Raw genomic sequence first — 14,348 nt, forward strand, 5'->3', positions numbered from 1 at the left:
ACACATGCCACCCCGTCGGGAGACCGACAAATGGCGCGGGCATTAATGGCGGCGCTGGGGGATCGGGCGGAACTGGTTTGCGAGCTGCGGCTTTACGATGGCAAGGGTGACGGGGCTGTTCAGGCCGAACTGGAACAGCAGGCCCGTGACGAGGCCAAGCGCCTGATCGCCAAAGGCGGCTGGCGGGTGTGGGTGACCTATCACAACTATTATAAAGCCCCCGACATCATCGGCCCGATTGTCGCCCGCGCGCTGAACATCCCTTATATCCTGATCGAAGCGACCCGTTCCGCCAAACGCTTGACCGGCCCGTGGTCGCGTTTCGCCGCGCTGGCCGAGACCGCGACCGACCACGCCGATCTGGTGTTCTATTTCACCGAACGCGACCGCGTGGCGCTGGAACAGATGCGGCCCAAGGGGCAACGGCTGGTCAAACTGCACCCTTTCCTGCCCCGAACCGACCTGCCCGCCCCTGCCCCGCTGACAGGGCAAACCATCCTGACCGTGGCCATGTTGCGCGGTGGGGATAAACTGGACTCTTTCAGGATCATCGCCAACACCCTGCCGCTGCTGAAAACACCCGACTGGCACCTGCAAATCACCGGCGACGGCCCTGCCCGTGCGGAAATCCAAACCCTGTTCGCCCCGCTTGCCCCGCGCATCACCTTTCTGGGGCAGCTTGATCGCGGCGGGCTGGATCAGGCCTACCGCGATGCTGACGCCTTCCTGTGGCCCGGCGTGAACGAAGCCTTTGGCATGGTCTATCTGGAGGCACAGGCCGCCGGTCTGCCGGTGGTGGCACAGAACCGCGACGGGGTGCGGGATGTGGTGTTGGCGGACGGGTTGATGCCCATAGATCACGGTCCAATAGCACTGGCACAGGCGTTGGATCGGTTGTTAGGCTCGCCCGCCGAACGGCAGATGCGCGGCCGGAAATCCCGCGCGTTTGTGGCCGAAAACCATTTGCTGAACACCGCCAGCGAAACCCTGTGGCAGCACATCAACGCCCTGTAGACCTATTGCTGCAACGCCTTTTGCTCATCCGCCTTTTGCAGCGCAATCGAGCGTTTCGAGACCAGCGAGGCGGCAATCACCCCGACCGTCACAATCAGGATCATGATCGTGGACAGCGCGTTGATCTCGGGGCTGACCCCAAGGCGCACGGCGCTGTAGATTTTGATCGGCAAGGTGGTCGAGGACGGCCCCGAGGTAAACGACGCAATCACCAGATCGTCCAGCGACAGGGTAAACGCCAGCAACCAGCCCGACACCACAGCCGGGGCGATGATCGGCAGGGTGACACTGCGAAAGGCATCAAACGGGGTGCAGCCCAGATCAAGCGCGGCCTCTTCCAGCGACCGGTCAAAGGTGGCCAACCGCGAGGACACCACCACCGACACATAGCACATCGAAAAGGTGGTATGCGCCAGCACGATCGTGGTCACGCCGCGGTCCATGCCGATGGCGATGAACAGCAACAACAGCGACAGGCCGGTGATCACTTCGGGCATCACCAGCGGCGCATAGATCATGCCGGAAAACAGCGTGCGCCCGCGAAACCGCCCCCCGCGCACCATCGCATAGGCCGCCATCGTGCCCAGAACCGCCGCAAGGGACGAGGAAATCACCGCCACCTTCAGCGTGACCCAGGCCGCATTCAGGAAGGCCTGATTCTGCAACAGTTCACCATACCATTTGGTGGAAAACCCGGCCCAGACCGTCACCAGACGCGATTCATTGAAGCTATAGATGATCAGGATGAGCATCGGCAGGTAAAGGAAGGCAAAGCCCAGCGTCAGGGCCGTGGCGTTGAACCAAGTAAAACGGCGCATTACAGACCCTCCTCGCGTTGCTTTTGTTCATTGCGCTGGAACAGGATGATCGGGATTACCAGCACCAGCAGCAGGACCACGGCCACGGCAGAGGCCACGGGCCAGTCGCGGTTACTGAAGAACTCCTCCCACAGTACCTTGCCGATCATCAGGGTTTGTGATCCGCCCAGCAATGAGGGGATGACGAATTCGCCAATCGCCGGAATGAACACCAGAAAACAGCCCGCAATGATGCCCGGTTTGGACAGTGGCATGGTGACCAGCCAAAACGCCGACAGGCGCGAACAGCCCAGATCTTCGGCCGCTTCCAGCAGGGAATCGTCCAGCTTCTCCAGCGTCGCGTAAATCGGCAGGATCATGAAGGGCAGATAGGTGTAGACGATGCCGATATAGACGGCGATATTGGTGTTCAGCAGTTTCAGCGGCTCGTCTGTCAGGCCCGACCACATCAGGATCTGGTTCAGATAGCCTTCGTTGCTGAGGATACCCATCCATGCGTAAATGCGGATCAGAAAGCTGGTCCAGAACGGCAGGATCACCAGCATCATCAGGGTCGGACGCCATTCGGTCGGGGCCTTGGCCATGCCGTAAGCGATGGGGAAACCGACCAGCAGGGTGATCAGGGTGGAAACTACCGCAATTTTCAGGCTGGACAGATAGGCCTTCCAGTAAAGCGCGTCTTCGGTCAGAAATGTGAAGTTTTCGAAATCCAGTTGGCTAAAGAAATCCTTCAGCCCCTGCCAGCCCAGCGCAATATCCAGCGTGGGCGTATAAGGCGGGCGTGCAATAGCCGGATCGGACAGCGAGATTTTCAGCACGATCAGAAAGGGTACCAAAAACAGGGCCAGCAGCCACAGATAGGGAACAGCAATCAGGAAAAGGCGTCGCATATCCGCCCCCCTATTCTGTCAGGATGACACCGGCGGTGTCGGTCCATGACAGCCAGACCGGGTCTTCCCATGTGAAACTGCGCCGCGACAGACGGCGGTTGTTTGCGGCCTGCGCCTTGATGATCTGACCGTTTTTCAGCTCGACATGATAGGTCGAGATATTCCCAAGATAAGCAATGTCATGCACCCGCCCCTGCACCGCATTGGCGTGGGTTTCGGGGCGTTCGCTGGAAATGGCTACTTTCTCAGGGCGGATGGCAAAATGGCACGCGGTGCCTTTTGGCAAATCCTCGGCCGCGGTTCCGATGATCGGCACTTCGCCCTCGGCCCAATGGATTTCGGTCAGCTTGTCGCCCAATGGCTCGGCCTTGCCTTCGATCAGGTTGATTTCACCAATAAAGTCCGCGACGTAAACCGTGTTGGGGTTTTCATACAGGCGGTCCGGCGTGGCTACCTGAATGATCCGCCCCGCATCCATCACGGCAATGCGCGAGGCAACGGTCATTGCCTCTTCCTGGTCGTGGGTGACGATCACGAATGTGGTGCCGGTTTTTTCCTGAATATCCATCAGTTCAAACTGGGTTTCCTGCCGCAGCTTTTTGTCCAGAGCGCCCAGAGGCTCATCCAGCAGCAGCAGTTTCGGCGCCTTGGCCAGAGATCGCGCCAGCGCCACCCGCTGCCGCTGTCCACCGGAAATCTGGTGCGGTTTGCGTTTGCCGAATTGCTCCAGCCTTGTTAAGCGCAGCATTTCATCCACCCGTCCGGCGATTTCCGATTTCGGCATGTCGGATCTTTTCAGGCCAAAGGCAATGTTTTCGGCTACTGTCAGGTGCGGGAACAGCGCATAGGACTGGAACATCATATTGGTGGGGCGTTTGTTGGGGGGCACCGCCGCCATGTCCTGACCGTCCAGCAATATCTGGCCTTCGGTCGGGGTTTCAAACCCCGCCAGCATCCGCATCAGGGTGGTTTTACCACAACCCGAGGGGCCGAGCAGGGCGTAGAATTCTTGTCTGTAGATGTTGATGCTGAGGTCATCAATCGCGGTGAAATCGCCAAACCGTTTGGTGACATTGCGGAACTCGATCAGCGGCTTTTCATCCGCATCTTCCCAAGGCGCAAAAACACCGCTGGCATTGGCATCATTCATTGATTTCCCCCCGAAAATTAAAACCCCGCACGGGCACATGGCCTATGCGGGGAGTATTTGGTCACGGTCTTAGATGCCGGATTTTACTTTGGTCCACAAACGGGTCACAATCCGCTGCACCTTGGGCGCATAAGGCCGTTTGGTGTAAAGGTGCTTCATGGTTTCCTCGTCCGGATAGATCGCCGGATCGGTAATCACATCCTCTTCCAGAAACTCTTGCGAGGCCTTGTTACCGTTGGCGTAGTAAACATAGTTCGACGCAGCCGCCGCATTATGTGCATCCATGATGAAATTCAGGAATTTATGCGCCCCGTCGGGGTTTGGTGCATCCACCGGAATGGCCATCTGGTCAAACCACATCAAGGCGCCTTCTTTCGGGGAATTATAGGCGATTTCAACGCCGTTGTCCGCCTCGTCAGCGCGGTCACGCGCCTGTAGCACATCACCGGACCAGCCGAAGGCCACGCAGATGTCGCCGTTGGCCAGTGCGTTGATATATTCCGAGCTGTGGAATTTCTGCACATAGGGGGCCACGGCTGTCAGAACCGGTCCGGCCTTGGCAATGACATCGGGATCATCCGAATCCGGGTTTTCGCCCAGATAGGCCAGCGCGGCAGGGATCATTTCCGATGGCGCATCCAGAAAATGCACACCGCATTTTTGCAGTTTTTCCATATTGGCCGGATCGAAAATCAGCGCGAGCGAGTCAATCGGGGCGTCCTCTCCCAGCGCTTCTTTCACTTTTGCAACATTCACGCCGATACCGGTGGTGCCCCACATATAGTTGATCGAATATTCGTTGCCGGGGTCATACTGTGCTGTGCGTTCCTTGATTACGTCCCACATGTTCACGGCATTGGGCAGCTTGGAATAATCCAGTTTCTGGAAGGCGCCCGCCTGAATTTGCCGTTGCAGGAATTCAGCCGTCGGCACCACCACATCATAACCCGACCCACCGGCCAGCATTTTCGTTTCCAGCAATTCGTTGGAATCAAACACATCATAGATCAGCGTGATACCGGTTTCGTCCTGAAACTTGGTCAGCAGGCCTTCGTCGATGTAGTCGGACCAGTTGTAGACATGCACTTCTTCAGCCATAACCGCGCCCGCCCCAAGGGCCAGCACTGCCGTCATTGTCAGCAAATTCGTTTTCATAGATTGTTCTCCCGTTGGTCGGGAGTCGCGGCTCCCGTCGAAATATTTGATCAAAAAAATTGACACAAAGCAATAAAAAGTTTCCACTCGGGTCATTGTTGATACCGTTTCCAAGGGGACAAAGTGGATAATTCACCGCAAAACCTGCCCGTTCACGAGGTCGTCTATCGCCAGATCCGCGAGATGATCCTGCTGGGCGAATTTGCCCCCGGTCAACCGGTCACCATTCAGGGGCTGGTGCAGGAACTGGGCGTCGGCATGACGCCGGTGCGCGAGGCCATCCGCCGCCTGACCGCCGAAGGGGCACTGGAATTTCAAGGCAACCGGCGGATCATCCTGCCGCAAATGACACTGGCCCAACTGGATGAAATCGCCTTTGCCCGACTGTCAATCGAACCCCGATTGGCCTATCTGGCGACCAGCCGCATGTCGGGCACGGATTATCAAGGGTTATATGACACCGATCAGGCCCTGAACGTGGCGATCGCGAATGGAAATGTCGCGGATTACCTGAAATACAACTACCGGTTTCACCATGACCTGTATCAACAGTCCGATGCCCATATCCTGTTGTCGATGTCGGCATCACTCTGGCTGCGAATCGGTCCGTCCTTGAGGGTGGTTCTGGGGCGGTACGGCACCGCAAGTCTGCCGGACAAACATCAGGAAGCGTTGCAAGCCATGCGCGATGGCGACCCGCAGGCGGTGGCGCAGGCGATCAAGGAAGACCTGCATCAGGGACACGAGGCCATCCGCCAATCGCTGGAAAATGCATAAACACAGCAATTCCGTTTGACAGAAAATAATTTGATCATATTCTGCATCAAACCCGCTTCATCAGGAGATGCGCAATGAACATGATCACCAACCACCCGCCCACCAAAGAGCTTCAGGAACTTGATGCAGCGCATCATATGCACCCGTTTACCGCCGGTGCCGAACTGGCCGCCAAGGGCGCGCGGGTGATCACCTCGGCCAAAGGCGTGACGCTGACGGATTCCGAAGGTGTGGAACTGATGGACGCGATGGCGGGTCTGTGGTGCGTCAACATCGGCTATGGCCGTCACGAACTGGCCGAAGCCGCCGCACGGCAAATGCGCGAACTGCCCTATTACAACACCTTCTTCCAGACCACCCATGTGCCCGCCGTGGCGCTGGCCACCAAACTGGCCGAACTGGTGCCCGGTGATCTGAACCAGGTGTTTTATGGCTGCTCGGGATCGGATGCCAACGACACCAACATTCGCCTAGTGCGTCACTACTGGGCCGCCAAGGGCAAGCCCGACAAAAAGGTGATCATATCGCGCAAGAACGCCTATCACGGATCGACCGTTGCCGCCGCCAGCCTTGGCGGAATGTCGGCGATGCACGCGCAGGGCGGCCTGCCGATCCCCGATATCCACCACATCGATGAGCCCAACTGGTATGCACAGGGCGGCGATCTGTCGCCCGAGGAATTCGGTCTGGAACGCGCCCGCCAGCTGGAGCAGGCGATTGCCGAAATCGGTGAGGACCGCGTAGCCGCCTTTATCGCCGAGCCGATTCAGGGTGCGGGCGGGGTGATCATTCCGCCCGAAACCTACTGGCCGGAAATCCAGCGGATTTGCGATGCGCACGAAATCCTGCTGATCGCCGATGAGGTGATCTGCGGCTTTGGGCGCACCGGCAACTGGTTCGGCTGCGATACCTTCAACATCCGCCCCGATATTATGACCATCGCCAAGGGCTTGTCCTCGGGCTATGCGCCGATTGGTGGCTCGATGGTGTCGGACGAGGTGGCCGAAGTAATCGCCAACGCCGGTGACTTCAACCACGGTTACACCTATTCCGCCCATCCGGTCTCGGCCGCCGTGGCGCTGGAAAACCTGCGTATTCTGGAAGAGGAAAAGATCGTCGACACCGTGCGCGATGTGACCGCCCCTTATCTGGCCGAACGCTGGACCGAACTGGCCGACCACCCGATGATCGGCGAGGCAAAGGTCTGCGGTATGGTCGCATCGGTCGCCATGTCCCCGGACAAAGCCAACCGCGCCCCGTTCCAGGCGCCCGCCGGCACCATCGGCCTGATGTGCCGTGATCGCTGTTTTGAAAACAAACTGGTGATGCGTCATGTGGGGGACCGGATGATCATCTCGCCACCGCTGATCCTGACCAAAGACGACATCGACACACTGATGGACCGCGCTTATCGCTCGATTGACGAGGCCTATCTGCTGGCGAAAAAGGAAGGGCTGTTCAAGTAGCGTTCAGCCCCGTTCATCAGCGCCCATCCTGCGTTCCAGCCAACGCACAAAGGCGCTGATAATCAACACCAGCAGCAGATATTCGACGATCAGCAGGGTATAGATTTCCAGCGGCCGGTATTCCGTCACCACCAGTTCATTGGCGCGGCGCGTCAGTTCCTGCATACCGATGACCGAGGCAAAGGCCGACATCTTAACGATATAGATGAACTGGTTTGCAAGCGGCGGCAAGATGCGCCGGATCGCCTGGGGCAGGATCACATGGCGCATGTTTTGAGCGTAGGTCAGGCCAATGGTTTGCCCTGCCTCGACCTGCCCTTTGGGGATCGACTGGATGCCCGCGCGATAGATTTCGGCGGTAAAGGCGCTGTCGGACACCGCCAAGGCGATGATTGCGCCCCAGAACGGATCAATGCTGATGTGGATCCCCATAGATTTCAGCACCACCGGCAATCCGTAGAACACCCAGAACAACATCGGCAGCAAGGGCACGGCCCGCACCAGTTCGATATAGATCCGCGACGGGATGCGCAGCCAGCGGCGCGGCGACATGCCGGGCAGGGCCACAATCAGCCCCAGCACCATCGACAGCCCCGCCGCGATCAGTGACAGCAGGATGGTTGATCCAAACCCGCCCAGCAGGAATTTGATGTTGATCCAGCCCGCTGGCGTTCGCGGGTCAATCACATACCAGCCCCAGATATTGGACGAACCACAACCCGCGATAAACAGCGTCAGGGATAACAGGAACAGAGTTTTCAATCTCATCATCTGCCCCCCTAATGCTGCAAAATCTGGTTCAGGAATTTGCGGCAACGCGCGGTTTTGGGCGCGGTAAAGAATTCTTCGGGCGGGGCGGATTCCAGTATCTCGCCCTTGTCCATGAATACCACCCGGTCGGCGGCCTTGCGGGCGAAACCCATTTCATGGGTCACCACGACCATCGTCATCCCTTCCGTCGCCAGATCAAGGATCACATCCAGAACCTCGGCAATCATTTCAGGGTCCAGCGCCGAGGTGGGTTCGTCAAACAGCATCAGTTTGGGTTCCAGGCACAGGCTGCGGGCAATTGCCACCCGCTGTTGCTGCCCGCCCGACAGTTGGCCGGGTTTCTTGTCGGCCTGTTCGGGGATGTGCACCCGTTCCAGATAGTGCATCGCGCGGGCTTCGGCCTCGGCCCGTGACAAGCCGCGTGCCTTGATTGGCCCCAAGGTCAGGTTTTCCAGCACTGTCAGGTGCGGGAACAGGTTGAACTGCTGAAACACCATGCCGATTTCCGCACGCACCTGCGCGATGCTTGCAGCATCATTGGTCAGTTCAACCCCGTCGACCACAATCCGCCCTGTATCATGCGATTCCAGCCGGTCGATACAGCGCACCAGCGTGGATTTACCCGAGCCGGACGGCCCGCAAATTACCAGCTTTTCACCAAACGGCACTGTCAGGGTGATGTCCTTCAACGCCTGATATTCACCAAACCATTTACCCACACCGCTGATTTCAATTGCAACTTCGCCGCCCTGCATCCTGCCTGCCCTGCCCGTTTTCCGTTCAACTTATTATTACCTGACCATCTATAGATGGAAATAGCCACCACCGCGGGCTAAAACAAAAGACCGTTACAACAATAAATTCGCAGGGAACGTTAAGATGAGATTTTTCAGAATATTCGCAATCACAACCTTTTTAACCGCCCTTCTGGGCCTGCCAGCCACTGCACAATCCGCGCTGAATGACATCCTGTCGTCCGGCACCCTCAAGGTCGGTACAACCGGTGACTGGAACCCGATGTCGGTGCGTGATCCGGCGACCAACAGCTACAAGGGTTATGACATCGACATCATGACCGAACTGGCCAAGGATCTGGGCGTGGAGCTGGAACTGGTCCCGACCGACTGGAAAACACTGGTCAACGGTGTGGTCGCGGGGAATTATCACATCACCGGTTCCGCCTCGATCAGTCCGACGCGGATGAAGGCGGCCGGGTTTTCCGAAAGCTATCTGTCGGTGCAGATTTTCCCGTTTACAACCGATGACAAACTGGGCCGTTTCGATGGCTGGGCATCCGTGAACGACCCCGGCGTGGTGGTGGCAACCACCCTTGGCACCACCTTTGAAAAGCTGGTGAAGGAATGGTTCCCCGATGCGCAAATCAAAGTGGTCGATGCCCCCGCCCGTGGCTATCAAGAGGTTCTGGCGGGACGCGCCGATGTGTTCATCACATCGAACATCGAAGGCGCGACCCTGATTGCGAAATTCGACAATGTGCACCAGATTGCGGTCGAGCAGCCCAAATCACCCACCCCGATCGCGATGATCCTGCCGCAGGACGATCAGGTCTGGATCAACTATGTGAACAACTGGATCAAACTGAAGCAGGCCAAGGGTTTCTTTGCCCAAACCGCCGAAAAATGGGGTCTTTAGAGCATGCCGCACCAAATCGAATTCACTGGCCGGCCCGAACGCATTCGCTTATGCGAACGCTGCCTCGGTCTGACCATTGAATGCCCGCGTCCAATCAGGCGCGACACGCTTTAGGCCAAAACCGGCCAAATGATGCGGCCTGACCAATTGGCCGCATCATTTCCCTCTTGATCATTTGGTAAAACTTGCAAATACCCCCCTGAACGTGAGACCTTGCAAGGTGATCAAGGAGCCAGACAGTTGCAAAGCAAAATAAAGCCTATCAACACCCCCGCCAAAACCGCCGGTCTGCCGCAGGTGCACGAGCCGCGAAACCCGGGGATGGAACTGGATATGGACTGGGTGACGGGGGCGCAGGCCAACACATCCGCCATTGAACGCCGCGTTAAATCGCTACCTGGTCGGCGGTCGGTGAAAAAGGATTATCAGGCGGCATGGATGCTAAAAGCAATCACCATGATTGATCTGACCACCCTGTCGGGTGACGACACTCCGGGCCGCGTGCGCCGCCTTTGTGCCAAGGCCCGCCAACCCGTGCGCGCGGATATTCTGGAAGCATTAGGCGTCGAAGGAATCACCACCGGCGCGGTTTGCGTCTATCACGAGATGGTCGAAACCGCCGTGGCTGCACTGGAAGGCACCGGAATTCCCGTGGCCGCCGTTTCCACCGGCTTTCCTGCCGGCCTGTCCCCCTACCACCTGCGCGTGGCCGAGATCGGCGAGAGCGTGAAGGCAGGGGCCTCGGAAATCGACATCGTGATATCGCGGCGCCATGTGCTGACCGGAAACTGGCAGGCCCTTTATAACGAAATGCGCGAATTTCGCGCTGCTTGTGGCGATGCCCACGTCAAGGCGATCCTTGCCACCGGCGAGTTGGGTAGTCTGCGCAATGTCGCGCGTGCCTCGTTGATTTGCATGATGGCCGGTGCCGATTTCATCAAAACCTCGACCGGTAAGGAAGCCGTCAACGCCACCCTGCCCGTTTCACTGGTGATGATGCGCGCCATTCGCGATTACCACACCCGCACGGGGTTCCGCGTTGGCTATAAACCGGCGGGCGGAATTTCAAAGGCCAAGGATGCGGTCACCTATCTGACCCTGCTCAAGGACGAACTGGGCAACCGCTGGCTTTCGCCGGATATGTTCCGTTTCGGCGCCTCGTCCCTGCTGGGCGATCTGGAACGCCAGCTGGAACACCATGTGACCGGCAACTACTCTGCCTCTTACCGCCACGCGATTGGATAAGCCATGACTGTAAAAGATATCTTCGAGACCATGGACTATGGCCCCGCCCCCGAAAGCACCTCCGAAGTGATGGCGTGGATTGCCAAATATGACGGCAAGTTCGGCCAGTTCATCAATGGCGAATTCACCCCGCATCACGACGGCTTTGAATCCCGCAATCCGGCCACCGGCGACATTCTGGCGCTGGTCACACAGGCCAGCAGCGATGATGTGGACGCCGCCGTAACCGCCGCCACCAAGGCGCAAAAGAAATGGGCGCGCACATCGGGCCATGAACGGGCCAAGGTGCTTTATGCCATTGCCCGCCTGCTGCAAAAACACAGTCGCCTGTTTGCGGTGCTGGAAACGATGGACAACGGTAAACCGATCCGCGAAAGCCGCGACATCGACATCCCGCTGGTGCAGCGGCATTTCTATTACCACGCGGGCATGGCGCAGCTGATGGAGTCCGAGCTGCCCGACGCCGAACCCATTGGCGTTTGCGGCCAGATCATCCCGTGGAATTTCCCGCTGTTGATGCTGGCCTGGAAAATCGCCCCCGCGATTGCCACCGGCAATGCCTGTGTGCTGAAACCTGCGGAATACACATCCTTAACCGCGCTGCTGTTTGCGGAAATTTGCGTTCAGGCGGGCCTGCCCAAGGGTGTTGTCAACATCGTCACCGGCAATGGGGCTGTGGGTGAAATGATCGTCACCCACGAGGATATCGACAAAATCGCCTTTACCGGTTCCACCGCCGTTGGCCGCCGCATCCGCGAGGCCACCGCCGGTTCCGGCAAGGCGCTGACGCTGGAGCTGGGCGGAAAATCCCCATACATCGTGTTTGACGATGCGGATATAGATTCCGCCGTCGAGGGGCTGGTCGATGCGATCTGGTTCAATCAGGGGCAGGTCTGCTGTGCCGGCTCGCGCCTGCTGGTACAGGAAGGCATTGCCGAGGAATTCTACGCCAAGTTGAAGGCGCGGATGGACGGCTTGCGTATGGGCGATCCATTGGACAAATGCATCGACATCGGCGCGCTGGTGGACCCTGTGCAGCACGCCACCGTCACCGATATGGTTGCCAAGGGCGGGCATGAGGGCGAGGTTTACCACGCCAAATGCAAACTGCCCAATCAGGGCTGCTATTACCCGCCGACCCTGATCACCGGCCTGCATTCCGCCGCCTATCTGATGCAAGAGGAAATCTTTGGCCCCGTGCTGGTGTCCACCACCTTCCGCACTCCGGCCGAGGCCGTGCAACTGGCCAACAACACCCGCTATGGTCTGGCCGCAAGCGTCTGGAGCGAGAATGTCAATCTGGCGCTGGATATCGCGCCCAAACTGGTAGCGGGCATTGTCTGGGTCAATGCGACCAACCTGTTTGACGCGGCGGCCGGTTTTGGCGGTGTGCGCGAAAGCGGTTTCGGGCGCGAAGGCGGCTGGGAGGGGCTATCGGCCTATACCAGACCGAAAATCGCCAGCAAGCCATTGCATCCTGTCGCACCGGTATCCGCGCCAAAGGATGCGCAGATCACCGGACTGGACCGCACCGCCAAGATGTATATCGGTGGCAAACAGGCACGGCCCGACAGCGGTTATTCCACCGCGATCTGGTCGCCCAAAGGCAAGCTGCTGGGCCATGTCGGCCAAGGCTCACGCAAGGACATCCGCAATGCGGTCGAGGCCGCCCATGCTGCCAAAGGCTGGGGTAAAACCACCGGCCATCTGCGGGCGCAGATCCTGTATTACATCGCCGAAAACCTGTCGGCACGTGGCGACGAATTCGCCCACCGCCTGAACCAGATGAGCGGCAAAACCGGCGGGCGCAAAGAAGTGGACGCAACCCTGTCCCGCCTGTTCACCTATGCCGCTTGGGCCGATAAATATGATGGTCAGGCACATGGCGTCCCCATTCGCGGCATCGCGCTGGCGATGAAAGAACCCGTTGGCGTGATCGGCGCGCTTTGCCCTGATGAAGCGCCGTTGCTGGGCCTGATTTCCGTCATGGCGCCCGCGATTGCGTTGGGCAACACCTGCGTGCTGGCGGCCAGTCAGGCCGCGCCACTGGCGGCAACCGATTTCTATCAGGTGCTGGATACCTCGGACGTGCCCGCAGGGGTGGTCAACATCCTGACCGGCGATCATGCCGATCTGGCGGGGCCAATGGCGGGGCATCTGGATGTGGATGCGGTCTGGAGTTTTTCCTCGACCGATTTGTCAGCACAGATCGAACATGCCTCGGCTGGCAACCTGAAACGCACATGGGTCAACGATGCCCACGCGCGCGACTGGTTCGGCAAGGATGGCGAAGGGCGCGAATTCCTGCAACAAGCGACCGAAGTCAAGAATATCTGGGTGCCTTATGGCGAGTAGGAACGCCGCTGCCCCGGACTTGATCCGGGGCCTTCCCCTGCCTGTCAGGAGATCCCGCATCAAGTGCGGGACAGCGCAGCACCCATGATCACCCGCAGCTTTCAAAAAGGCGACGCCCATTCTACCGCCATTTATTCGGATTGCGAGAAATACCGCTATTCCCTGACCCGCATTTGGGAGCCGGAAGGAAAGAAGGCATTCTTTGTCATGCTCAACCCCTCGACCGCGACCGAGGTGCAGAACGACCCCACGGTCGAACGTTGCGAGCGCCGCGCCCGCACGCTGGGCTTTGGCGCCTTTCGCGTCGCCAATATTTTCGCATGGCGCGACACCGACCCGCGCAAGATGCGCAAGGCGGCTGATCCCGTCGGCCCCGCCAATGACGCGGCTATCCTTGAAGGCTGTGACTGGGCCGATCAGGTCATCTGCGCATGGGGCACCCACGGCGAACACCTGATGCGCGGCCCGCAGGTTGAAACCCTGATGCGCGGCACCGGATTGCCGCTCTATCAGCTTGGGCTGTCCAAAGCGGGCCACCCCAAACACCCGCTTTATATCGCCTATGCGGTGCAACCTGTGCTATGGGACGGGTAACGACAGGTAAACACACAAGGTAATTGATGCCCGACAGTATTCCGGAAGATGACAAAACCCCCGACCTTCAGACCGAGATTGCGGAACTGAAACAGGAATTGCACCGCCTGAACAACCACCGTTTCGTGCGCATCCACAATTCCGCATGGAGGCTGGTGCAGTTTCAATTCATCCGCGGGCTGGCCTTCGGCCTTGGCTCGGTGATCGGCGCGACGTTTCTTGTCTATCTGCTGGTTTATTCGCTATCAAACATCGACTTTATCCCGATTGTCGGCGAATGGGCCAAAGAGATCGCGGATATGATCAGGCAAAACGGAACACCACAGTAAAACCCCTTTCCTTTTGCGCCGTTTCACCCTATACGCGCGTGTCTGCCTGATTCATCGGGCGGATGCTCTATGGACCTTGCTGGACGACATCCCGGCCTGTGCCCGCAACTTTTGATATTAAAGGAGACCCC

14 protein-coding genes are annotated in these 14,348 nt (G+C 58.6%); 8 read left to right on the plus strand and 6 right to left on the minus strand.

Annotation, left to right across the window (positions count from 1 at the left end; translation table 11 throughout):
- Positions 1–30: 30 nt before the first annotated feature.
- Complete coding sequence (locus BAR1_RS14565) at positions 31–1,014, plus strand: glycosyltransferase family 4 protein (RefSeq protein ID WP_228408563.1); 984 nt, start codon at positions 31–33, stop codon at positions 1,012–1,014.
- 2 nt (positions 1,015–1,016) lie between these two features.
- Here the strand turns inward: BAR1_RS14565 and BAR1_RS14570 are convergent, their stop codons facing one another.
- The 4 genes from BAR1_RS14570 to BAR1_RS14585 all read right to left on the minus strand — a co-directional run bounded on the left by BAR1_RS14570 (position 1,017) and on the right by BAR1_RS14585 (position 5,027).
- Positions 1,017–1,832: an ABC transporter permease gene (locus BAR1_RS14570; RefSeq protein ID WP_118943699.1), complete on the minus strand. Its 816-nt coding sequence runs from the start codon at positions 1,830–1,832 to the stop codon at positions 1,017–1,019.
- Complete coding sequence (locus tag BAR1_RS14575; RefSeq protein ID WP_118943700.1) at positions 1,832–2,722, minus strand: ABC transporter permease subunit; 891 nt, start codon at positions 2,720–2,722, stop codon at positions 1,832–1,834. The genes BAR1_RS14570 and BAR1_RS14575 overlap by 1 nt, the downstream gene beginning before the upstream one ends.
- Before the next feature lie 10 nt (positions 2,723–2,732).
- Positions 2,733–3,872, minus strand: coding sequence for an ABC transporter ATP-binding protein (locus BAR1_RS14580; RefSeq protein WP_118943701.1), 1,140 nt, complete (start codon positions 3,870–3,872; stop codon positions 2,733–2,735).
- Positions 3,873–3,941: 69 nt separating this feature from the next.
- A complete protein-coding gene (locus BAR1_RS14585) occupies positions 3,942–5,027 on the minus strand; it encodes a polyamine ABC transporter substrate-binding protein (RefSeq protein WP_118943702.1) in 1,086 nt (361 codons plus the stop codon).
- A gap of 123 nt (positions 5,028–5,150) precedes the next feature.
- Between BAR1_RS14585 and BAR1_RS14590 the strand changes: the two genes are divergently transcribed.
- Both BAR1_RS14590 and BAR1_RS14595 read left to right on the plus strand, forming a co-directional pair.
- The gene (locus BAR1_RS14590) at positions 5,151–5,804 is read left to right on the plus strand and encodes a GntR family transcriptional regulator (protein ID WP_118943703.1); all 654 of its coding nucleotides are present in this window, start codon (positions 5,151–5,153) and stop codon (positions 5,802–5,804) included.
- A 74-nt stretch (positions 5,805–5,878) separates the two neighbouring features.
- Positions 5,879–7,270, plus strand: a complete 1,392-nt coding sequence (locus tag BAR1_RS14595; protein WP_118943704.1) for an aspartate aminotransferase family protein — start codon at positions 5,879–5,881, stop codon at positions 7,268–7,270.
- Positions 7,271–7,273: 3 nt separating this feature from the next.
- Here BAR1_RS14595 and BAR1_RS14600 read toward each other — a convergent pair whose 3' ends face one another.
- Both BAR1_RS14600 and BAR1_RS14605 read right to left on the minus strand, forming a co-directional pair.
- Positions 7,274–8,038, minus strand: a complete 765-nt coding sequence (locus BAR1_RS14600; RefSeq protein WP_194295009.1) for an amino acid ABC transporter permease — start codon at positions 8,036–8,038, stop codon at positions 7,274–7,276.
- Between the two features lie 11 nt (positions 8,039–8,049).
- Positions 8,050–8,796 carry an amino acid ABC transporter ATP-binding protein gene (locus tag BAR1_RS14605; protein ID WP_118943706.1) on the minus strand — a complete coding sequence of 249 codons (747 nt, stop codon included), beginning with the start codon at positions 8,794–8,796 and terminating at the stop codon, positions 8,050–8,052.
- A gap of 124 nt (positions 8,797–8,920) precedes the next feature.
- On the opposite strand from BAR1_RS14605, the gene BAR1_RS14610 reads away from it, so the two are divergent.
- The 5 genes from BAR1_RS14610 to BAR1_RS14630 all read left to right on the plus strand — a co-directional run bounded on the left by BAR1_RS14610 (position 8,921) and on the right by BAR1_RS14630 (position 14,217).
- Entirely contained in the window at positions 8,921–9,694 is a 774-nt protein-coding gene (locus BAR1_RS14610; protein ID WP_118943707.1) for a transporter substrate-binding domain-containing protein, read from the plus strand.
- A gap of 240 nt (positions 9,695–9,934) precedes the next feature.
- A complete protein-coding gene (gene deoC / locus BAR1_RS14615; RefSeq protein WP_228408564.1) occupies positions 9,935–10,939 on the plus strand; it encodes a deoxyribose-phosphate aldolase in 1,005 nt (334 codons plus the stop codon).
- Between the two features lie 3 nt (positions 10,940–10,942).
- Positions 10,943–13,294, plus strand: coding sequence for an aldehyde dehydrogenase family protein (locus BAR1_RS14620; protein WP_118943708.1), 2,352 nt, complete (start codon positions 10,943–10,945; stop codon positions 13,292–13,294).
- Between the two features lie 84 nt (positions 13,295–13,378).
- On the plus strand, positions 13,379–13,888 hold the full coding sequence (locus BAR1_RS14625) for a DUF1643 domain-containing protein (protein ID WP_118943709.1): 510 nt from the start codon (positions 13,379–13,381) through the stop codon (positions 13,886–13,888).
- A gap of 26 nt (positions 13,889–13,914) precedes the next feature.
- On the plus strand, positions 13,915–14,217 hold the full coding sequence (locus BAR1_RS14630) for a DUF5665 domain-containing protein (protein ID WP_118943710.1): 303 nt from the start codon (positions 13,915–13,917) through the stop codon (positions 14,215–14,217).
- The last annotated feature ends 131 nt before the right edge of the window (positions 14,218–14,348 follow it).

The sequence above is a fragment of the Profundibacter amoris genome (genome assembly GCF_003544895.1).
Classification (GTDB): domain Bacteria; phylum Pseudomonadota; class Alphaproteobacteria; order Rhodobacterales; family Rhodobacteraceae; genus Profundibacter; species Profundibacter amoris.